The sequence below is a fragment of the Bradyrhizobium sp. HKCCYLRH3097 genome (assembly GCF_051167875.1).
Taxonomy (GTDB): Bacteria; Pseudomonadota; Alphaproteobacteria; order Rhizobiales; family Xanthobacteraceae; genus Bradyrhizobium.
Map to the genome: position 1 here is coordinate 365449 of NZ_JBNPTX010000007.1, position 19908 is coordinate 385356.

The 19908-nt window shown below is 67.1% G+C and carries 18 protein-coding genes; 12 read left to right on the forward strand and 6 right to left on the reverse strand.

What is annotated here, in order from left to right; all coding sequences use genetic code 11:
• The first annotated feature begins 92 nt into the window (after positions 1–92).
• The 9 genes from ACQR0U_RS19715 to ACQR0U_RS19755 all read left to right on the forward strand — a co-directional run bounded on the left by ACQR0U_RS19715 (position 93) and on the right by ACQR0U_RS19755 (position 10639).
• On the forward strand, positions 93–1010 hold the full coding sequence (locus ACQR0U_RS19715; RefSeq protein ID WP_434843950.1) for a helix-turn-helix domain-containing protein: 918 nt from the start codon (positions 93–95) through the stop codon (positions 1008–1010).
• Between the two features lie 172 nt (positions 1011–1182).
• A complete protein-coding gene (gene pobA / locus ACQR0U_RS19720; RefSeq protein WP_315715643.1) occupies positions 1183–2355 on the forward strand; it encodes a 4-hydroxybenzoate 3-monooxygenase in 1173 nt (390 codons plus the stop codon).
• 321 nt (positions 2356–2676) lie between these two features.
• Entirely contained in the window at positions 2677–3705 is a 1029-nt protein-coding gene (locus tag ACQR0U_RS19725) for a LacI family DNA-binding transcriptional regulator (protein ID WP_315767965.1), read from the forward strand.
• Between the two features lie 118 nt (positions 3706–3823).
• Positions 3824–5272 (forward strand): xylulokinase, encoded by a 1449-nt coding sequence (gene xylB, locus ACQR0U_RS19730; protein ID WP_315826456.1) that lies wholly within the window; start codon positions 3824–3826, stop codon positions 5270–5272.
• Between the two features lie 4 nt (positions 5273–5276).
• Positions 5277–6599, forward strand: a complete 1323-nt coding sequence (gene xylA, locus ACQR0U_RS19735; protein WP_315767971.1) for a xylose isomerase — start codon at positions 5277–5279, stop codon at positions 6597–6599.
• A gap of 46 nt (positions 6600–6645) precedes the next feature.
• Positions 6646–7401 (forward strand): ATP-binding cassette domain-containing protein, encoded by a 756-nt coding sequence (locus ACQR0U_RS19740; RefSeq protein WP_315715808.1) that lies wholly within the window; start codon positions 6646–6648, stop codon positions 7399–7401.
• Positions 7401–8498: an ABC transporter permease gene (locus ACQR0U_RS19745; RefSeq protein WP_434843951.1), complete on the forward strand. Its 1098-nt coding sequence runs from the start codon at positions 7401–7403 to the stop codon at positions 8496–8498. The genes ACQR0U_RS19740 and ACQR0U_RS19745 overlap by 1 nt, the downstream gene beginning before the upstream one ends.
• Before the next feature lie 83 nt (positions 8499–8581).
• Positions 8582–9517 carry a sugar-binding protein gene (locus ACQR0U_RS19750; protein WP_315715648.1) on the forward strand — a complete coding sequence of 312 codons (936 nt, stop codon included), beginning with the start codon at positions 8582–8584 and terminating at the stop codon, positions 9515–9517.
• Between the two features lie 243 nt (positions 9518–9760).
• The gene (locus ACQR0U_RS19755) at positions 9761–10639 is read left to right on the forward strand and encodes a bifunctional helix-turn-helix transcriptional regulator/GNAT family N-acetyltransferase (RefSeq protein WP_434843952.1); all 879 of its coding nucleotides are present in this window, start codon (positions 9761–9763) and stop codon (positions 10637–10639) included.
• A gap of 12 nt (positions 10640–10651) precedes the next feature.
• Here ACQR0U_RS19755 and fabA read toward each other — a convergent pair whose 3' ends face one another.
• Positions 10652–11176, reverse strand: coding sequence for a bifunctional 3-hydroxydecanoyl-ACP dehydratase/trans-2-decenoyl-ACP isomerase (gene fabA, locus ACQR0U_RS19760; protein ID WP_434843953.1), 525 nt, complete (start codon positions 11174–11176; stop codon positions 10652–10654).
• Between the two features lie 172 nt (positions 11177–11348).
• A complete protein-coding gene (locus ACQR0U_RS19765) occupies positions 11349–12029 on the reverse strand; it encodes an ArsR/SmtB family transcription factor (RefSeq protein ID WP_316170651.1) in 681 nt (226 codons plus the stop codon).
• Positions 12030–12137: 108 nt separating this feature from the next.
• Here ACQR0U_RS19765 and ACQR0U_RS19770 point away from each other — a divergent pair, with 108 nt between their 5' ends.
• Positions 12138–13526, forward strand: coding sequence for a pyridoxal phosphate-dependent decarboxylase family protein (locus tag ACQR0U_RS19770; RefSeq protein ID WP_316170650.1), 1389 nt, complete (start codon positions 12138–12140; stop codon positions 13524–13526).
• 13 nt (positions 13527–13539) lie between these two features.
• Here ACQR0U_RS19770 and ACQR0U_RS19775 read toward each other — a convergent pair whose 3' ends face one another.
• Entirely contained in the window at positions 13540–13857 is a 318-nt protein-coding gene (locus ACQR0U_RS19775; protein WP_315826451.1) for an antibiotic biosynthesis monooxygenase family protein, read from the reverse strand.
• A gap of 463 nt (positions 13858–14320) precedes the next feature.
• Here ACQR0U_RS19775 and ACQR0U_RS19780 point away from each other — a divergent pair, with 463 nt between their 5' ends.
• A complete protein-coding gene (locus tag ACQR0U_RS19780; protein ID WP_434843954.1) occupies positions 14321–15874 on the forward strand; it encodes a L,D-transpeptidase in 1554 nt (517 codons plus the stop codon).
• 75 nt (positions 15875–15949) lie between these two features.
• Here the strand turns inward: ACQR0U_RS19780 and ACQR0U_RS19785 are convergent, their stop codons facing one another.
• Positions 15950–16618 carry a hypothetical protein gene (locus ACQR0U_RS19785; protein ID WP_315751978.1) on the reverse strand — a complete coding sequence of 223 codons (669 nt, stop codon included), beginning with the start codon at positions 16616–16618 and terminating at the stop codon, positions 15950–15952.
• 261 nt (positions 16619–16879) lie between these two features.
• On the opposite strand from ACQR0U_RS19785, the gene ACQR0U_RS19790 reads away from it, so the two are divergent.
• Entirely contained in the window at positions 16880–17797 is a 918-nt protein-coding gene (locus ACQR0U_RS19790; protein WP_315751977.1) for a PaaI family thioesterase, read from the forward strand.
• A gap of 24 nt (positions 17798–17821) precedes the next feature.
• Here ACQR0U_RS19790 and ACQR0U_RS19795 read toward each other — a convergent pair whose 3' ends face one another.
• Together ACQR0U_RS19795 and ACQR0U_RS19800 are read right to left on the reverse strand one after the other, a co-directional pair.
• Positions 17822–18175 carry a DUF2200 domain-containing protein gene (locus tag ACQR0U_RS19795; RefSeq protein ID WP_434843955.1) on the reverse strand — a complete coding sequence of 118 codons (354 nt, stop codon included), beginning with the start codon at positions 18173–18175 and terminating at the stop codon, positions 17822–17824.
• Between the two features lie 132 nt (positions 18176–18307).
• A complete protein-coding gene (locus ACQR0U_RS19800; protein ID WP_315751976.1) occupies positions 18308–19834 on the reverse strand; it encodes an alpha/beta hydrolase in 1527 nt (508 codons plus the stop codon).
• Positions 19835–19908 lie beyond the last annotated feature (74 nt).

Genomic DNA, 19908 nt, shown 5'->3' on the forward strand with positions numbered 1-19908 from the left:
TTCACTGATCTAGCCGAGCCTTGGCCGCGGCGTGAGACACGAAAGCCGGCCAAGACTTGTACTTTTCCGACATTCAGGGTTAGCTCTCGCTCATGCCCCGCTTTCGCACCAAGCCATCGATCCCCGCGTTCGCGCTGTACGGCGAAGCGTTGGCCGCGCAGCCGGACATGCTGCATGTCGAGCCGATCCAGGTGCGCAGCAAGCTGTATCGCTGGGAGATCGAGGCGCACACCCATCATGGCCTCCACCAGATCCTCTGGGTCGCTGCCGGTCCGGCCGAGATCGCCTTGGACGAAAGCCGAGAGCGCTGTACCGGCCCGGTCGCCGTGATCATTCCCCCCGGCGTCGTCCATGCCTTCCGCTTCTCGCGCGACACCGACGGCTATGTGCTGACGTTCAATCCGCGGGCGGTGGTGGAGGGCGACGTCCCGGCGACCGGCGAGGCGTTGCGCGACTTGTTCGCAACCGCGCAGATCCTGCATCTCGACGCGCAGGCGGTCGCGACGCGGCGCATCGCCGCGCTGTTCGTCGACCTCGCCGACGAGTTCGCCGCGGCCGATTCCGCGGCCTCGCCGGTGCCGCACTGGCTAGGGCGCTCGATCGTGTGGCGGCTGGCGCAGCAGAGCGCGCGGCAGTCGCAAGGCGCGCGGCGCGGCAGCGGGCACGCGGCGCTGTTCACCCGCTTCATCGTGCTGGTCGAGGCGCATCACCGCGATCACTGGTCGGTGGCGCGCTACGCCGACGAGCTCGGCATGACGCCGGAGCGGCTCAATCGGTTGACGCGGGCCGAGACCGGTCAGTCCGCGCTCGACATCGTGCATGCGCGTCTGGCGCGCGAGGCGTGCCGGCGGCTCACCTATATTGCGGCGCCGGTGTCGAAGCTGGCGTTCGAGCTCGGCTTCAAGGACCCGGCCTATTTCTGCCGCTTCTTCAAGCGGCACACCGGGGCGAGCCCGCGCGACTATCGCCGTGCGATGGGCGTCGGAGACGACGCGCCGCCGGCAGGCTGATCGGCACCGCCCGATACCATTGCAGCGTTCGTTGTGCATCGCGGCATGGTGTCGGAAAAGTGCAAGAGAATGCCGCGTCCATCCAAGTGATCCCTGCGCATTCCTTGCTAAAATCCGCGACTGAAAAGCATACCCAACAAGCCTGCGTCTGCGAATCCGGGAGAACACGCCCATGAAAGTCCAAGTCTGCATCATCGGCGGCGGCCCGTCGGGCCTGATGCTGTCGCAGCTCCTGCATCTGCAGGGCATCGATACGATCATCCTGGAGAAATCCAGCCGCGACTACGTGCTGTCGCGCATCCGTGCCGGCGTGCTCGAGCACGGCTTTGCCGAGCTGATGCGCGAGGCGCAGTGCGGCGAGCGCATGGACCGCGAGGGCGAGATCCATCACGGTTTCTACATCGCCCATGACGGCAAGCTCGATCGCGTCGACCTGCACAAATACTCCGGCGGCAACTCGGTGATGGTCTATGGCCAGACCGAGTTGACGCGCGATCTCTACGAGGCCCGCGACAAGCTCGGCGGCAAGGTCGTGCACAACGCGGCCGACGTGACGCCGCACGACATCGCTTCCGACAAGCCCTTCGTCACCTACCGTCAGGACGAGGAGGTCGTCCGCATCGACTGCGACTACATCATCGGCGCCGACGGCTTTCATGGCGTCAGCCGCAAGTCGATCCCGCACGACAAGCTGACGGAATACGAGCGGGTGTACCCGTTCGGCTGGCTCGGCGTGCTGTCGCGCACCAAGCCGGTGTCGCCGGAGCTGATCTATGCCAAGCACGAGCGCGGCTTTGCGCTGTGCTCGCTGCGCTCGCAGGTGCTGAGCCGGTACTATGTCCAGGTGCCGCTCACCGACAAGGTCGAGGACTGGAGCGACGACGCGTTCTGGGAGGAGCTGAAGCGCCGGCTGCCGGCGGAGATCGCTGGCCGTCTGATCACCGGACCGTCGATCGAGAAGAGCATCGCGCCGCTGCGCAGCTTCGTCGCGGAGCCGATGCGCTACGGCAGGCTGTTCCTGGCCGGCGACGCCGCCCATATCGTGCCGCCGACCGGCGCGCGCGGGCTGAACTCGGCTGCGTCCGACATCTATTATCTCTATCACGCGCTGCTCGACCACTACAAGAAAGGCGACGATCGCGGCATCGACGGCTACTCGCAGCGGGCGCTGGCGCGGATCTGGAAGGCGCAGCGCTTCTCCTGGTGGATGACGACGCTCTTGCATCGTTTCCCCGACCGGCTGTCCTACGACGACAGACTGCAGGACACCGAGCTCGCCTATCTGTTCTCGTCCGAGGCCGCGCAGCGGTCGCTGGCAGAGAACTATGTCGGGCTGCCGTTTTGAGCGGGGTCATCGCGACGCGTTTCGCCTGCGCTGCTTGATGGCATCACGCATCAATAGCCTCGCTGTGGTTCCAGCGAACGCCGGCACCCATACCCAGGGAGCGGTTTGAGGCAGGCTGGCGATTGGCTTTGCCCATCCGCCTGCGGCTGCTTCGGCTGGTGCAACTTCGCTCAGCTCGAGATGGAGGGGGCAGACGATCCGGGACGCGCTGTCGGGAAGGGCGCCGGCTGCCTCAGTCTGTCGGCTTCCCCCGCTCGCCCTCAAAAATGAGTTGCGCACCTCAAAAACCGCGCTATGGTCCTCAACCCAAAGGGGAGGAGCATGAACGCGCCGCTGACATTGCGGGATATTGCGCGGCAGGCGGGCGTGAGCCTCGCCACTGTGGATCGCGTGCTGCACAACCGGCCCGGCGTGCGCCCGGATACGGTGCGACGCGTCAAGGACGCGATGGAGCGCAGCGCGTTCCAGCCGCATGCGGCGGCCTCCGAACTCGCCCGTGCCCGCGCGCGGCGCTTTGCCTTCGTGATGCCGTCCGGCGCCAATCCCTTCATGCAGCAGATTCAGGCGCATCTCGGCGATCTGACGAGCTGGATGGCCGCGCGCCGGCTCACGGTCGATGTGGTCACGACGGACGTGTTCGATGCGGCCGTGCTGGCCGCGAAGCTCGAGCAGCTCGTCGGTCAGGTCGACGGCGTCGCGGTGGTGGCGCTCGATCATCCGAGCGTGCGCGCGGCGATCAACGATCTCGTCGAGTCCGGCGCCAAGGTGGTGACGCTGGTGTCGGACGTGCCGTCGTCGCGACGGCATCACTATGTCGGCATCGACAACATCGCCGCCGGCCGCACCGCGGGCGCGCTGGTCGGACGCTTCGCCGGCGGCAGGGCGGGGCGGGTCGCGATCATGGCCGGCTCGCAAAGCCTACGCGATCATGCCGAGCGCATCTTCGGCTTCGGCCAGGTCCTCGCGGCGGAGTTTCGGCAACTTGAGGTTTTGCCGGTCGCTGAGGGGCATGACGTGGACGATCGCTCAGAGCACCTCATGCGCAAGCTGCTGACCGAGCATCGTGACATCGTCGGGCTCTACAATGTCGGCGCTGGCACGGCCGGCGTCGCCAAGGCGCTGACCGAGTCGGGGCGCGCCGACGACATCGTGTTCGTCGGCCACGACGTGACGGCACTGACGCGCAAGCTGCTGTTGAACGGCGTGATGGACGCGGCGATTTCGCAGAACCCGGGACACGAGGCGCGCTCCGCGGTGCGCGTGCTCCTCGCGCTGGCGCGCGGCGAGCCGATCCTGAGCGAACAGGAGACGATCCGCATCGACATCGTGATGCGGGACAATCTGCCGTGAGCGGGTGGCCGCGATAACGCGGTCGGCCCGAACACGGAATGAGAAACGACCGAGGCGCTGGTCTCGAGGCGACGGCAGATCGCCGAAGCGCCTTGCGGTCGGTGGGAGGAGTGGAGACGTGTTTCTCGGACTGGATGTGGGCACATCCGGCGTGAAGGCCGTGCTGGAGGACGAGACGGGCGCGCTGATCGCGAGCGCCGCGCGGCCGCTGGCGCTGTCGCATCCGCAGCCGCTGTGGTCCGAGCAGAATCCGGATCACTGGGTCGAGGCCGTCATCGGCGCGGTCGATGATCTCGCGCGGGAGCGTCCGCGCGAGACCGCTGCCGTCAGCGGCATCGGCCTGTCCGGCCAGATGCACGGCGCGACCTTGCTGAACCGCACCGGTCGGCCGCTGCGGCCGGCGATCCTTTGGAATGACGGCCGCTCGCAGGCCGAATGCGCCGAGCTCGAACGCCGCTGTCCCGAACTGCACGCCATCGCCGGCAACCTCGCGATGCCCGGCTTCACCGCGCCGAAGCTCGTCTGGGTGGCGAAGCACGAGCCGAAGATATTTGCCGAGGTCGCGAAGGTGCTGCTGCCGAAGGCCTATGTGCGCTATCGGCTGTCCGGCGAGATGGTCGAGGACATGTCGGATGCGGCGGGCACCCTGTGGCTCGATGTCGGCGCGCGGCGCTGGTCGGAGAAACTGCTGGCGGCGACCGGGCTCGGTCTCGATCACATGCCGCGCCTCGTCGAGGGCAATGAGCGCAGTGCCGTGTTGTCGCCCGAGCTGGCGCGGCGCTGGGGCATGGGCGCTGACGTCGTGATCGCGGGCGGCGCCGGCGACAACGCGGCGAGCGCAATCGGGCTCGGCGCCATCACGCCCGGCGATGCCTTCCTGTCGCTCGGCACATCAGGCGTGCTGTTCCGGGTGACCGACCGCTTCGCGCCAGCGCCGGAAGCGGCCGTGCATGCGTTCTGCCATGCGCTCGGCGGTCTCTGGCATCAGATGGGCGTGATGCTGTCGGCCGCGGCCTCGCTGGCGTGGCTGGCCCGCCTTCTCGAGACGCCGGAAGCCGCGCTGCTGGCGCCGCTCGGTATCAGCGTCGAACGTCCGAGCCCGGTGCAGTTCCTGCCTTATCTCGACGGCGAGCGCACGCCGCACAACGATGCCCATGCCGCCGGCGCCTTGGTTGGCCTGCGCAGCGCAGCCGGCCGCGGTGATCTCGTGCAGGCGGTGCTGGAGGGCGTGGCGTTTGCCTCACGCGACATGTTCGCCGCGCTCGCGCGCAGCGCGCAGCCGATCACAGAGCTCGATCTCGTCGGCGGCGGCTCGCGCTCTTTGTTGTGGGCGCAGATCATGGCCGACGTGCTCGGCGTCACCGTGCACCGGGTCGAGGAGGGCGAGGTCGGCGCCGCCATCGGCGCCGCGCGGCTCGGCCGTCTTGCCGCGACCGGCGCAGCACCGGCCGATGTCTGCCGCAAGCCGCAGCGGCTGCAGAGTTTCGAACCCCGCGCGCCGCAGCGCGCGGCATATGACGCCGCCTACGCGCAATGGCGCAAGCTCTATCCTGCTCTCAAGGAGTAACGTCGTGAACGTCCAGGCCCCCTTCTTCCAGACCGGCGCGACCGTCAGCTATGGCGGGCCCGAGTCACGCAGCCCGCTGTCGTTCCGTTGGTACGACAAGGATCGCGTCATCCGGGGCAAGCGGATGGAGGATCATCTGCGCTTCGCGGTCTGCTACTGGCATTCGTTCTGCTGGCCGGGCAGCGATCCGTTCGGCGGCGAGACCTTCCTGCGGCCGTGGCAGCATGGCGACGACGCGATGGCGATGGCGCGGGCCAAGGCCGACGTGGCGTTCGAATTGTTCCGGCTGCTCGACGTGCCGTTCTTCACCTTCCACGACGTCGATGCAGCGCCGGAAGGCGCGACGCTGAAGGAGTCGGTTGCCAATCTCAATGCGATCGGCGATCTGTTCGAGCAGAAGATGGCGTCTGCCAAGGTGCGGCTGCTGTGGGGCACCGCCAATCTGTTCTCGCATCGCCGCTACATGGCGGGCGCCGCGACCAATCCGGATCCGGACGTGTTCACCTACGCGGCGGGACAGGTGCGTGCCGCACTCGAGGTGACGCATCGTCTCGGCGGCGCCAACTACGTGCTGTGGGGCGGCCGCGAGGGCTACGAGACCCTGCTCAACACCGACATGAAGCGCGAGCTCGACCAGCTCGGCCGCTTCGTCGCGCTGGTCGTCGAGCACAAGCACAAGATCGGCTTCAAGGGCCCGCTGCTGATCGAGCCGAAGCCGAAGGAGCCGACCAAGCACCAGTATGATTTCGACGTCGCCACCTGCTACGGCTTCCTGCAGCGCTATGACCTTTTGAACGACGTCAAGCTCAATATCGAGCAGAACCACGCCATCCTCGCCGGTCATTCGTTCCAGCACGAGATCGCGCTGGCGCAGGCGCTCGGCGTGTTCGGCTCCCTCGACATCAACCGCGGCGACGATCTGCTCGGCTGGGACACCGACCAGTTCGCGATGAACGTGCCGGAGCTGGCGCTGGTGTTCCACGACATGCTCAAGGGCGGCGGCTTCACCACGGGCGGGCTGAATTTCGACGCCAAGATCCGCCGGCAGTCGATCGATCCGGATGACCTGCTGCACGCCCATGTCGGCTCGATGGATGCCTGCGCGCGGGCGCTGATCGCCGCCGACGAGATGCTGACCGACAGCGCGCTGACCGCGCCGCTGGCGCGGCGCTACGCCGGCTGGGACGGCGACGAGGGGCAGGCGATCCTCGCCGGCCGCCGCTCGCTCGCCGAGCTCGCCGACCGCGCCGTCAACACCGGCCTCGATCCGCAGCCGCGGTCCGGCCGGCAGGAATATCTCGAAAGCGTGGTGAACCGCTATGTCTGACGACAGCAGCCTGCGCACGATGACGAATGACGCTGAGCGCGCCGTGATGAGCACCGCCGCGCAGCCGGTCCTTGAGCTGAAGGGCATCGGCAAGCAGTTCGGCGCGATCCGCGCGCTGCAGGGCGTGGATCTTTCGATCGGCTCCGGCGAGGTCGTCGGCCTGATGGGCGATAACGGCGCCGGCAAGTCCACGCTGGTGCGGATCATCGCCGGCAATTTTCCGCCGAGCCAGGGCACGATCCATTTCGGCGGCCGCGAGGTGCATTTCCATCGCCCGATGGATTCGCGCAGCGTCGGCATCGAGGTCGTGTACCAGGACCTCGCGCTCGCCAACAACCTCACGGCAGCGGCCAACGTGTTTCTCGGCCGCGAGCTGAAGCGCAATTTCGGCCCGCTGGCGCTGCTCGACCACAAGGGCATGGAGGCGCGCGCGCTGGAGCTGTTTCGCGAGCTGCGCTCCGAGACGCGGCCGCACGATCTCGTCAAGGACATGTCGGGCGGCCAGCGCCAGGCGGTGGCGATCGCGCGGACGCGGCTGTCCAACGCCAGACTGGTGATGATGGACGAGCCGACCGCGGCGATCTCGGTGCGCCAGGTCGAGCAGGTGCTGAGCCTGATCCATCGCCTGAAGGAACAGGGTATCGCCGTCATCCTGATCTCGCACCGCATGCCCGACATCTTCGCGGTGTGCGATCGCGTCGTGGTGATGCGCCGCGGCGAAAAGAAGGCCGACAAGCCGGTCGGCGAGACCAGCCCCGAGGAAGTGACCGCGCTGATCACTGGCGCCAAGGAGGCGGCGTGATGTCCGTTCCATCCGAGACCAGCTCCGCCGGCACCGACGTCACCTTCACCAATGTCGGCGTCATCAGATGGTGGCACCGCGGCGTGTTCGCCTCGCAGACAGCCTACGTCACGCTGGCGCTCATCGCCCTCATCATCGTGATGAGCTTCGCCAGTCCCTATTTTCTGACCGAAGGCAATCTGCAGAACGTCGCCAAGAACTTCTCCTTCATCGCCATCGCGACGCTCGGCATCACCTTCGTCATCATTACCGGCGGCATCGACCTGTCGGTCGGCTCGATGATGTGTTTCGCGGCGATGATCACCTCGATGGTGATGACGACGCTATCGACACCGGGGATGCCGCTGTCGTCGCTGTTCGTGCATCTCGCCGCGGACGGCAAGACCGTGGTCGCGAACGTGCCCGGCCTGATCCTGATCGTCTCGGTGCTGGCAGGCCTGGCGGTTTCGCTGGTGGTCGGCCTGATCAACGGCGCCTGCATCGCCTTGCTCGGGCTGTCGCCGTTCGTGACCACGCTCGGCATGCTGTCGATCGTGCGCGGTCTCAGCTACGTGATCTCGAACGGCAAGGGCAGCTTCCCCGGCGGCCCCGACGCCGATTATTTCTATGCGCTGACGCAGGGCGATGTGTACGGCGTGCCGGCGCCCTTCATCTATCTCATCGTGCTGGCGCTGGTGATGGCGCTGGTGCTGCACCACACCGCGTTCGGCCGCCACGTGTTCGCGATCGGCGGCAACGAGAAGGCCGCGGAGCTCACCGGCGTCTCCGTGCCCCGGGTGAAGATCGAGGTCTATGTGATCGGCGCGCTTGCCGCCGGCCTGCAGGGCATCATCATCTCGGGCTGGCTCGGATCGGCGCCCGCGAACATGGCGACGTCCTACGAGCTCAACGTGATCGCCGCGGCCGTGATCGGCGGCGCCAACCTCGCCGGCGGTCTCGGAGGCCCGCTCGGCGCCATCGTCGGCTGCGTCCTGCTCGAGGTGATCCGTAACGGGCTGGTGCTGGCGCAGGTCAACTCCTACTGGCAGCAGACCCTGGTCGGCGTGATCATCATCGCCGCCGTGCTTGTGGATCGTATCCGCGCGCGCCTGCTGTGACGAATACTGGCCGGGGTGACAATCGCGTCTATCCTCACCCGGAACAGACAATGATCAGGGATAGACATGGAGGAGGGAAACCCATGAAGAAGCTGCTCTATGCGGTCGCATCGCTCGCGATTTTGATGGCCCCGGCGCAGGCCGAGACCAAATACCGCTTCGCCATCGTGCCGAAGGCGATGAACAATCCGTTCTTCGACGTCGCACGCGACGGCTGTCTGAAGCGCGCCAAGGAGCTCGGCAATGTCGAGTGCATCTACAAGGGCCCGGTCGAGCACGAGCCGGCCACGCAGGCGCAGATCATCCAGGACTTCATCACCCAGAAGGTCGACGGCCTCGCCATCTCGGTCGCCGACGTTCCATCGATGACGAAATCGATCGAGGCGGCGACGGCGGCCGGCATTCCCGTCATCACCTTCGACGCCGATGCGCCGGGCTCGAAGCGCATTGCCTATATCGGTACCAACAACAAGGACTTCGGCCTCGCGCTCGGCAAGCAGCTCCGCGAGCTCCGGCCTGAGGGCGGCAAGTACGCCGTCGTCTCCGGCGGTCCCGGCGCCAAGAACCTTGCCGAGCGCGTCGACGGCGTGCGCGAGGCGCTCAAGGGCTCGAAGTGGACGGAAGTGGCGGGCTCGCCGACCTTCTGCAACGACGATCCCGCGCTCGCCGTGCAGCAGATGGCCGATCTGCGCACCGCGACGCCGGATCTCGGCGCCATCGTGCCGATCGGCGGCTGGCCGATGTTCGCGCCCGAGGGCTACAAGGCCTTCGTCAACAAGAACCGCAAGGACATCGACGCTGGCAAGCTGACGCTGGTCGTTGCCGATACGCTGAAGATGCAGCTCGAGCTGCTGCGCGACGGCTATTCCAACGCGCTGACCGGCCAGCGTCCGTTCGAGATGGGCGAGAAGGCGATGGACACGCTGCTCGCGATCAAGAAGGGCGAGAAGGTGCCGGAGGTGATCTACACCGGCCTCGACCTCGTCACCAAGGACAACGTCGCCAAGCTTTTGAACTGAGTTCCTCCCGGGGAAAACCTGGCGGTCCGGCAACCGGCTTCGGCCGGCGGCTGGGCCGCCCTTTTTGTTTGGGGATGCTTTTGGTACCCACGGACTGGACATGACGGTTGTGATCAATCGAAACGCTGCGGCGTACTGGATGCCCTGCTTGCGCAGGCAACGACGACAGAGGCTGGAGCGGCTGCCTGCACTCGACTACGGTCACAATTGACAGACGGAAATATCTGACTTAAGTCAGATACTATGCTCGACCCCGTCTCCCGCGTCCGCCGCTTCAACCGCGCCGTCACCTCGGAGGTCGGCGCGCTCGACACCTCGTTCCTCGGGCGCGGTCGGCCGCTCGGGGCGGCCCGCGTGCTCAATGCAATCGGCCATGGCCGCAGCGACGTGGCGGAGCTGCGCGACTATCTCGCACTCGATTCCGGGCTGATGAGCCGGCTGCTGCGCAGCCTGGAGGAGGAGGGGCTGGTGATGACCAGGCCGCATCCCGACGACGCGCGCCGCCGCGTCGCCAGGCTCACAGCCGCCGGGCGGCGCGAATTCGAGGCCTATGAGACGCTCTCCAACGCCCAGGCCGAATCGATGCTGGCGCGTCACGGGCAGCCCGAGGCGCTCTTGGCGGCGATGGACCTGGTCGCGGCCGCGCTCGGACGCAGCCGCATCGCCATCGACGAGGTTGATCCGCGCGGCGAGCAGTCGCGCTACTGCCTCGGCGAGTACTACGCCGAGCTGTCGCGCCGCTTCGAACGCGGCTTCGATGTGTCGCTGTCGCGCGATCCCGATGCCTTGGACATGATGGCGCCGCGCGGGGCTTTCTTCGTGGCGTTGTCCGACGGCCTGCCGCTCGGCTGTGTCGGGCTGAAGGGCAGCGGCGGCGATGTCGCCGAGATCAAGCGGCTCTGGGTCGCGCCCGCCGCGCGCGGCCTCGGCCTCGGCCGCCGCCTGATGGATGCGGCCGAAGAGGCTGCCCGCACGCTCTCGATCAGCATTCTTCGCCTCGACACCAACAGCGCGCTCGCCGAGGCCGTCCAGCTCTATCGCCGCGCCGGCTGGAGGGAGATCGACCGCTTCAACGACGATCCCTATCCGGACCTGTTCTTCGAGAAGCAGCTGTCGTCATAACGGCAGCAAAGCTCAAGATGTCGTCAACGCTACCTTCATGGAATTGGCCTCGTAAACACACGCGCCGTCCGCCAGCACGCGGCCATCGGCGATGCCGAGCACTAGGCGGCCGCGTTTGACTTGGCGCATGTCGACCTCGTAGCGCACGTAATTGACGTCCGGCGTGATCTGGCCTCTAAAGCTCACTTCTCCGACGCCGGCGGCGCGGCCCTTGCCGGGCGAGCCCGACCAGCCGAGCCAATAGCCCACCATCTGCCACATCGCGTCGAGGCCAAGACAGCCCGGCATCACCGGATCGTCGCGGAAGAGGGATTCGAAGAACCAGAGTTTGGGCGTGATGTCCAACTCGGCGACGATACGCCCCTTGCCATAGCGCCCGCCGTCGAGCCTCAGCTCGGTGATACGATCCATCATCAGCATCGGCGGCGCCGGCAGCTGCGCATTGCCCGGGCCGAAATAGCCGCCTTCGCTTGAGCGAAGGAGATCCTCCTTGGCGTAGGACGATTGAGGCACGTGAAAATCGCGCGGGTCGGGCAACGCGTCATCTCCGTCAGCGATCGGGCATCGGCAAGGGAAGGACCCAGCCGCGGGCCGTCCTCCTCCACAGAGGATGGGAATGCAGTGCCGGCCGTGCAAGCCGAGGCGGTCAAATAACGCAGCGAAAGGCGCTCTGCTGATGCAGGCGAGCCACGCCAGGGTGGGCGGGTCCTCAGACCGGAAACAACCGTTCGAACTGGCGCAGCCCCTGCGGGCTGAACAGCACGGCGCGGCTGTCCTTGTCGCGGTGGGCCCATTTGAGTTTGAAGATCCGCGCGAGATAGGCAGAGCCGAGACGACCGGCGAGATGGTCTCGCCGCTCGCTCCAGTCGAGGCAACTGACGCAGGTCATGCGGTCCTTCGACTGCAGCTCACCAAGATCGATCCCGAACTGCTCGGTGAAAAGTCGCCCGGCGTCGGTCAGCGTGACTTGATCTCCGCTGCGCTCCAGCAGCCTGCCACGCAGCAGGCTCTCGAACATCTGGACACCGCGGGCGCCGGCAAGATGATCGTAGCAGACGCGCGCCTCGCGCAGCGCGGGATCGCGCGGACCGGTGCGAACGCGCCGATGTCCCGTGCGCGCCGCCAGCAGCATCAGCGTCTCCAACGTGTGCACGACGTCCTCGCCGGACAGGCGCACATAGCGATTGCGTCCCTGCCGGACCGAGACGAGCAATTCTGCCCGCTCGAGCTTGCTGACGTGGGCGCTGGCGGTCGGAAGTCCGATGTCCGCCGACCTGGCAAGCTCGCTGACGGTCAGGGCGCGTCCATCCATCAGTGCGGAGAGAATGTTGGCGCGCGCCGGATCGCCGATCAGCGCGGCGATGGCAGCGAAGTTGGGACCGTCCCTCATGGTGTGATCGATAGCGAAGCATCGGGGCGGTTTCAACGCATATAACGCTGCAGACCTGACGCAAGAATGGACGGATATATGCCGGGACGCGATGAATGGATCGGGACCTTGGAATTGGCGCTGAAGCATGCCGTGCGGCATCTGGAGCGCCAGGACAGCACGCCGGTCCACGCGACGGCTTCACTTGAAGATCTACGACTTCGGCTAGGCCGTGCGCTGTCCAGTGACGGAGTTGCCGCTGCGCGCGTCATCGATGATCTCGTTCGCGACGTCGACGGTGGAATCCTCGGCAGCACATCCGGGCGGTTTTTCGGCTGGGTGATCGGCGGGACTATGCCGGCCGCGCTGGCCGCCGACTGGCTGGTCTCCGCCTGGGACCAGAACGCGGCGATCAATGCCTGTGGTCCTGCAGAGGCCGTCATCGAGGAGATTGCGGGCGCTTGGCTCAAGGAGTTGTTCGGGCTGCCCATGACGGCGAGTTTCGCATTCGTGACGGGCACGCAGATGGCGCATGTGACCTGTCTCGGCGCGGCGCGTCATCGCTTGCTCGCGCGGCTGGGATGGGATGTCGAGGAACGGGGATTGTTCGGCGCGCCTTCCATTCGCGTCATCACGAGTAGCGAGCGGCACGGCTCTGTCGAGCGCGCGCTGCGCCTGCTCGGCTTCGGCAAGAACGCGGTGCAGTCTCTGCCTTGCAACGATGCAGGGCAGCTCACGCCGTCAGCGCTCGAACGCGCGTTGGCAGACAGCCTGCAGCCGACGATCGTGGTCCTGCAGGCGGGCGACCTCAACATCGGCGCGTTCGACCCGTTTGTCGACCTGATCCCCATCGCTCGCGCGCACGACGCATGGGTGCATGTGGACGGGGCCTTCGGCCTGTGGGCGGCTGCGAGTTCGCGTTACCGGCATCTGCTGCGCGGCGTCGAACTCGCGGATTCCTGGACCAACGACGGCCACAAATGGCTCAACACGCCATTCGATTGCGGCTACGCGTTCGTGGCCGGTGCCGGGGCGCATCGGAGCGCCTTCTCGCATCGTACGAGCTATACGATGTTTGTCGACGGCGCCCGCGACCCGATCGACTGGACCCCCGAATGGTCGCGGCGTGGCCGCGCCGTTCCGACCTATGCTGCCATCCGACAGCTCGGCCGGCGGGGCATCGCTGACCTCGTCGACCGATGCTGTGCCTATGCTCACGCCCTGGTCATGCGGATCGGAACGCTGTCCGGTGCGGCCGTGATGTGGGAGCCGACCCTGAATCAGGGATTGTTGAGGTTCCTTGATCCGCGTCCAGCCGCGACCGAAATGGATCACGATCGCCGGACCGATGCCGTGATCGCGGCGATCTGCGCCACCGGAGAAGCTTTCTTCGGCGGCACGACGTGGCGCGGCAAGCGCTGCATGCGGGTCTCGGTCTGCAACTGGCAGACGAACGAGGCCGACATCGATCGCGCCGTTGCCGCAGCCCGGTGCGTCCTCGGCGGTCCGTCACAATGACGGATCGAAAAGCTCAGTCGTGCTCGAACGGTCCGACCTCGCGGACGACCTTGCAGATCTGCAGGAATCCGCTGGCGAAGAACTCGGCATGTCCTCGCTTCATGGTCTCGACATGCTCGGGATGGGTCCGCCAGGCTTCGAGCGCTTCCTCCGAGGCGAAGCGGAACACGGTCAGCTCCTCGCCATCGGGCGCCTTGTACGACTTGACCGACAGGAAGCCCGGAAGTCTGCTCACGATGCCGTACATGCGTTCGCCCAGCCGCTCATATGTGTCGAGCGAGGCGTCGCTGCGCAGCTTCAGATCGCCAACGACGATCACTTCGCCGATCATGGTTTCGTTCCTTTGCCGATCAATTCGCGCGCCGTCCAGAGGTCGGTGCGGGCCGCCCCCCGGGCGCTGAATGGCCATTCGATTGGCATTGGGATTTGTTACGCGCCTCGCGACAGCGGATGCGACGGGCGAGCCGGATCGACTGCTGAGTAGGTGACTTGTCTTTGCGCAATCGAATCGCCACTCTCCTGATAGCGCGCGGGATGGCAGGGAACCTGCCGGGTCTCTGGTCCGACGGGGCCGGGTGGTTCGCCTGTGCACACGGCACGTCTCGGCAGGATCACGTCGGCCACGTCTGGAGGTTTCTCGGCTCGGTATGGCAAGTCACGATTCTCGCGGCCTTCGCGCCCCGCACGAGCCTGGACACCAGGTTCTTCACCCAAAAAACATGATCGAGCGCAAAGACTGTGCTCGGCCGCCCGCGCTGAGCGGGCGGCAACGGGCATTGAAATCGAGGCAGGGCATGGCTGGTCAGGTTACGGCGTCGCAATTCGCTCCAGCCAGGCGGCGTTGGGGAAGTTCCGCCTTCGTGACCATTGCGGCGCTGGCTGTGCTGGCGCTGTCCGGCGGCGTCGAGGCCCGCGCCCGGCAGGGGCGTCCGGCGCCGGTGATCGAGGCGACGGCGCCGCGTGCGCATGGCGATCCGATCATGGCGATCGTGTCGATCAAGACCCAGAAGGTGACGTTCTACGACGCCGATGGCTGGATCTGGCGCGCACCGGTGTCGACCGGCGTCTCGGGCCGCGAGACGCCGGCCGGCGTGTTCGCCATCATCGAGAAGGACAAGGACCACCACTCGACTCTTTACGACGATGCCTGGATGCCGAACATGCAGCGCATCACCTGGAACGGGGTGGCGCTGCATGGCGGGCCGCTGCCCGGCTATGCCGCCTCGCATGGCTGCGTCCGCATGCCCTACGGCTTTGCCGAGAAGCTGTTCGACCGGACCTGGATCGGCATGCGGGTGATCATCGCGCCGGGTGACCCGGCGCCCGTCGAGTTCTCCCATCCCGCCCTGTTCGCGCCGAATGCGCAGGCGCTCGCCGCGGTGCCCTCGCGGGCCGCGACGCTCGGCCGCGAGGCCGAGGACGCCGCCAGGAGCGCCGACGAGGCCAAGGCGGCGGCTGCCGCGGCCGAGCGCGAGGCCAAGGCTCTGAAGGCGTCCTTGCGCAAGCTGGAGCAGGCCAAGGCGCGCGCCGAGGCCGAGCTCAAATTCGCCGACAGGAAGTTGGCCGCCGCCAAGACCGATCAGGCCAGGACGCTGGCCGAGGATGCGGAGCAGAAGGCCGCCGCCAAGGCGACCGACGCGGCAGCGCAGCTCGAGGCCGCCAAGTCGGACGCGACCGCGAAGCTCGCTGCGGCGACCTCGACCAAGGATGCCGCCAAGGCGGCGGCGGCCAGGAAGTCCGATGCGAGCAAGGCTGCGACGGACGCCAGGCTCGCGACCGAGCCGGTCTCGGTCTATATCAGCCGTTCGACGCAGATGCTCTATGTCAGGCGCAACACGCACAAGCCGGCCCCCGATGGCGGCGGCGAGGTGTTCGACACCTCGATCGAGGCGCCGGTGACCATCCGCGATCCCGACCGGCCGATCGGAACGCATGTGTTCACCGCGGTGGCGCAGAACGGCGCGGAGCTGCGCTGGACGGCGGTGACCATCGACGACGGCGACACCGCCAAGGACGCGCTCGACCGCATCACCATTCCGAAGGACGTGCTCGACCGGATCGCGCCGACGGCCGTGCCGCGCTCCTCGATCATCGTCTCGGACGAGCCGCTGTCGAGCGAGACCAATTATCGGACCGAGTTCGTCGCGGTGCTGAGCAACCAGCCGCAGGGCGGCTTCATCACGCGCCGGCCGACGACCAATGTCGACGTCGTCGCCAGCGGGGACGAATATGACGACGGCTTCGGCAGCTTCTTCCAGCGCAGCTGGGATGGCCAGCCCGTCGCGGCGCCGCGCCGTCGCGGTCCGCCTCCGACCTACTACCGGCCGGTGCAGCCGGGCTGGTGGTGACCAGCCGGGCTGGTGGTGACCAGCCGGGCTGATGCCTGACCGCGATTCGCGGGTCAGGCCGGATGGCGCTTCAAATCAGTTGCGACCTGCGGGGATGACGCCGGGCCACTGCATCAGGAAAGGCTGCGGCTCGTGCTGCGCCTCGGTCGCGCGCGCCACGCGCCTGACACGGTGAGGCCTGCGGGAGATCGAGCTGGTCGCCTCGCGAGCGGTCTCGATGCGCGTCAACTGCTGACGCATCTCGCCGGTGGAGGTCCGGAGCTGCTCGATGGTCATGTCGCTGTTCGCGGCCGCGGTGCGCAGCCCGCTCAGCTCGGTCGCCGTATCTTCCTGGGCGCCGCGGAGGCGGATCGTCTGGCGCTTCAGCAGCGCGAGATCGGATTCGATCTTGTCGGCCGTATCGCGGCGGCGCGCCTCGGTCTCGTCGGCGGCGGTGCGCAAGACGGCCAGGCCCGTTTCGGCCGTGGTGAGGCTGGCGCGCAATTGCAGAAGCTCGCCGGAGGTGTCGCTCTGGCGGTCGCGCAGCTGGGCGGTCTCGGCCTTGAGCTGCGCCAGCTCCGAGGTCAGCGTGGCGACGCGGCTCTCGAGCGAAGGCGCTCCGGTGCCGAAGGAGAAGCTGTTGGCGCCGCCGCTGCTCCACCACATCGCACCGGCGCTGGCTGCGAGCGCCAGGCTCAGGACAATTCGTAGAGAGGCCGTGCCGCTGCTCGGCGGGGCGTCCGGCGTCTTGGTGGATCTGCGCATCGACGGGTCTCCGGGATTTGATGGAGACAATTATGATCATATTAAGGTTGCCAATGTTCTAAGCGCGCCGCTCCAGCGGAACATTTCATCCACGTAGTTTTGCGGGAATGGGCTCTCGCAGCCTCGAGTTGTGAGCATGACCGGCGGCGCTCAAGAGTGCGGATGCAGGGACGGTGATGGCCTAGCCTGGATCGTTGGCACTCAGATCGGATCCGTCGGAAAAGGCTTCGTGCGTCCTCGGGATCGTGATCTAAATCGCGCATGTCCGACATTCCACCCACCGCCGCACCGCCGGCATTCGACGCGCTTGCCGAGGCCATCGGGCAGCGCCGCTCGGTCTATGGCCATATCAGCGGGCTCAGGATGGATCGCTGCGCGCCCGGCGAAGCCTGGTCGACCCTGCCTTATCGTCCCGTGTTCGTCGGTGACAGCGAAACCGGGGTGATCCATGGCGGCGTCGTCACCGCGATGCTCGACGAGAGCTGCGGCATGGCGGTGCAGCTTGCGCTCGACGGCAGCCGGGCGATCGCCACGCTCGATCTGCGCATCGACTATCAGAAGCCGGCGACCCCCGGTCTCGACATCAAGGCCCATGCGGTCTGCTTCCGCGTCACGCGCTCGATCGCGTTCGTGCGCGCCACCGCCTATCAGGAGGAGGAGACCGCACCGGTCGCCACCGCGACCGCCTGCTTCATGATTGGCGCCAACCGCACCAACATGCTGACCGACCGGGCGGCCTTCGACGGCGTGCCACCGCCGCTCGACGCCCCGGACGATCCGGCGGGGCCGTTTCCCACCAGTCCGTTCGCGCGCTGCCTCGGCATCCGCTTCGCCGAGAACGACACGCTGGTGATGCCGTTCTCGCGCCGGATCATCGGCAATCCCGTGCTGCCTGCGATCCATGGCGGCATGACCGGTGCGTTTCTCGAGACCGCAGCGATCGTCACCGTGATGCGCGAGCTCGGCGCCACGGCGCCGCCGAAGCCGGTCGGCCTCACCATCAACTATCTGAGGTCGGGCCGCGCGCTCGACACCGTCGCATCGGCGTCGATCGTCAAGCAGGGACGCCGCGTCGTCGCCTTCGAGGCCCGCGCCTGGCAGGACGATGCGACGAAGCCGATCGCCACCGCCTTCGGCCATTTCATGCTACGACCGGCGCCAGGGCAGGAGCAGGATTGAGGGAGACCGGGTCGCGAGACACGATCAGGCCTTGCGCAGGATCTTGTCCATTGCCTTTCCCCGCGCCAGCTCATCGACCAGCTTGTCCAAGTAGCGGATCTCCCGCATCGTCGGTTCCTCGACATCCTCCACGCGGACGCCGCAGATCATGCCCTTGATCAGGGTCCGCGCCGGATTCATCGCTGGCGCCTGTGCGAAGAAGGTCTCGAAGTCCGTCTGACGCTCCAACCGGATCTCAAGCGCGCTTTGGCCATAGCCCGTCAGCCAGCAGATCACCTGATCGACCTCTGCCTTGGTGCGTCCCTTCTTCTCGGCCTTCGCGACGTACAATCGGTACACGCTCGCGAAGCTCGTCGTGTAGATGCGGTGTTTTGCCATGCTGACTCCATCGGATCGTAGGCGAGGCATGTCGGGTCTGCGAGGGGCGACGGCGCGGCACGAGCGCGTGCTTCATGTCCGCGTTTCGGATCGTCGGACAGCACGTTCGTTCGCACATGTCGGAAACGGACGCTAGCCCGGCAGGAACATCGGAAACGACACCCCGAGCGACCACGCCAGGATCAGGCCGAGACCGAGGCCTTCGGCCATCGGCGAGCAGGTCCTGCGACCGACACAGCCGCCGATCAGTCCGAACACGATGAAGAACAGCACGATCACGGGGATGATGATGAGCAGGAAGAACAGCCGCTTGAGGTCGAGCGCGACTGCCCCGCCCAACGAGGCCAGGAAGGCGGTGCGGATCCACACGGTGCGCCACAGCGCGGCGTGGCCGCCCCTGTTGGCGATGCAGTCCGCCAGCATGTAGGGCACCGCGCCCATTGCGATCGCGGCGATGATCGGCAGGCGCGCCGCGATCGGCATGAACGAGGCGACGTAGCGGTCGAGCGCGCCACCGAAGCCGCAGATGCCGTAGGCGGCCAGCGCCAGCGCCGCGAGCCAGGCCACGCGGCCGAAGTGAACGCCCTGCGCGCGTAGCAGCGTGAGCGACAGCGTGCCGTACACGAAGAGATGTACGGCGAGGTAGTCGGCGATCAGAACGGGCAGGAAGCGGGTCTCGACGAACCTCAGGACGATCGGTGTCGTCACCGCCGGCACCAGCGTGGCGATCGCAAGACTGCGCAGCGGAATTGTCGGCGGCGGCGCATCACCCTTCGGCAGCAGCTCGGCCAAGGGCCACGCCAGCAGCACGATGCCGGCGAGCAGCAGCGCGACCGCACCGCCAGTCGAAGCGACCGGGCCGCTGCTGGCGCGGCCGAACGCCCGATCGAGCCAGTCGCGCGCCTCGCGCAGTGCGGTCGTCGAATACAGCACGCTAACGTGTTCGACTCCGGGCGCGACGACGGCGCGGCGTCCGCCATTTGCGGCGGGATCGCCCACGGTGTCGCCCTCGCGCGCGGCGGGATCGGCGAGCCGGAGGTTGCGCAGCGCATCCCGGCGCAGGGCCGCCTCCCATTCGCCTGTGATGATCAGCAAGTTGCGCGGCGCGCTCGCCGTGACGGCCTCGGAAAACATCGAGATCGCCACCGTCGCCCTGATACGCGGATCGGCCAGCGCCTGGCGGACGATGATGTCGGAAGCCATCGAGTGTCCGAGCAGGGCGACCTGGCCGTCGTTCCCCGGCAGGGACAGCGCGGCGTCGGTGACGCGGCCGATCTCGCGCATCAGCTTCTTCGTCGTGCCGTCGACGCGCGTGACGTCGCCCGACATCGGCGTCGGATTGCGGCCATGCCCCTCGAAGTCGAACGAGACCGCGACATAGCCCGCGCGCGCCAATGTCAGCGCATAGGCCTCCATGAACTGGCGTGAGCCCGCAAAGCCGTGGGCAATGACGACCACGGGCGACGCAGCCGCGTCGTCGCGCCGATAGACGGTGATGGGGGTGGTGCCTGCCTGCAGCAGGGTGATCGTGATGCCCGCGCGCTCGGCTTCGAGGCGCCAGATCCCGGCGACGCAGAGCGCGAGGCCGGCGAGCGCTGCGGCCAGCAGGGCTGCCCCGCGCAAACCGATGGCGTCTCGTCTGCGCGGCGCAGCGTCCATGATCGGCTCCGTTTGCAGCCGAAACTAGCGCAGGAATTGGTGCGGTAACAACGACAGCGCAGGCGAGCCGCACC

What these genes read in the sequence shown, in the direction of transcription:
- ACQR0U_RS19715 (WP_434843950.1), top strand. Translation starts at nt 93, where the DNA reads ATGCCCCGCTTTCGCACCAAGCCATCGATCCCCGCGTTCGCGCTGTAC.
- pobA (WP_315715643.1), top strand. Translation starts at nt 1,183, where the DNA reads ATGAAAGTCCAAGTCTGCATCATCGGCGGCGGCCCGTCGGGCCTGATG.
- ACQR0U_RS19725 (WP_315767965.1), top strand. Translation starts at nt 2,677, where the DNA reads ATGAACGCGCCGCTGACATTGCGGGATATTGCGCGGCAGGCGGGCGTG.
- ACQR0U_RS19740 (WP_315715808.1), top strand. Translation starts at nt 6,646, where the DNA reads ATGAGCACCGCCGCGCAGCCGGTCCTTGAGCTGAAGGGCATCGGCAAG.
- ACQR0U_RS19745 (WP_434843951.1), top strand. Translation starts at nt 7,401, where the DNA reads ATGTCCGTTCCATCCGAGACCAGCTCCGCCGGCACCGACGTCACCTTC.
- ACQR0U_RS19750 (WP_315715648.1), top strand. Translation starts at nt 8,582, where the DNA reads ATGAAGAAGCTGCTCTATGCGGTCGCATCGCTCGCGATTTTGATGGCC.
- ACQR0U_RS19755 (WP_434843952.1), top strand. Translation starts at nt 9,761, where the DNA reads ATGCTCGACCCCGTCTCCCGCGTCCGCCGCTTCAACCGCGCCGTCACC.
- ACQR0U_RS19765 (WP_316170651.1), bottom strand. Translation starts at nt 12,029, where the DNA reads ATGAGGGACGGTCCCAACTTCGCTGCCATCGCCGCGCTGATCGGCGAT.
- ACQR0U_RS19775 (WP_315826451.1), bottom strand. Translation starts at nt 13,857, where the DNA reads ATGATCGGCGAAGTGATCGTCGTTGGCGATCTGAAGCTGCGCAGCGAC.
- ACQR0U_RS19780 (WP_434843954.1), top strand. Translation starts at nt 14,321, where the DNA reads ATGGCTGGTCAGGTTACGGCGTCGCAATTCGCTCCAGCCAGGCGGCGT.
- ACQR0U_RS19785 (WP_315751978.1), bottom strand. Translation starts at nt 16,618, where the DNA reads ATGCGCAGATCCACCAAGACGCCGGACGCCCCGCCGAGCAGCGGCACG.
- ACQR0U_RS19790 (WP_315751977.1), top strand. Translation starts at nt 16,880, where the DNA reads ATGTCCGACATTCCACCCACCGCCGCACCGCCGGCATTCGACGCGCTT.
- ACQR0U_RS19795 (WP_434843955.1), bottom strand. Translation starts at nt 18,175, where the DNA reads ATGGCAAAACACCGCATCTACACGACGAGCTTCGCGAGCGTGTACCGA.
- ACQR0U_RS19800 (WP_315751976.1), bottom strand. Translation starts at nt 19,834, where the DNA reads ATGGACGCTGCGCCGCGCAGACGAGACGCCATCGGTTTGCGCGGGGCA.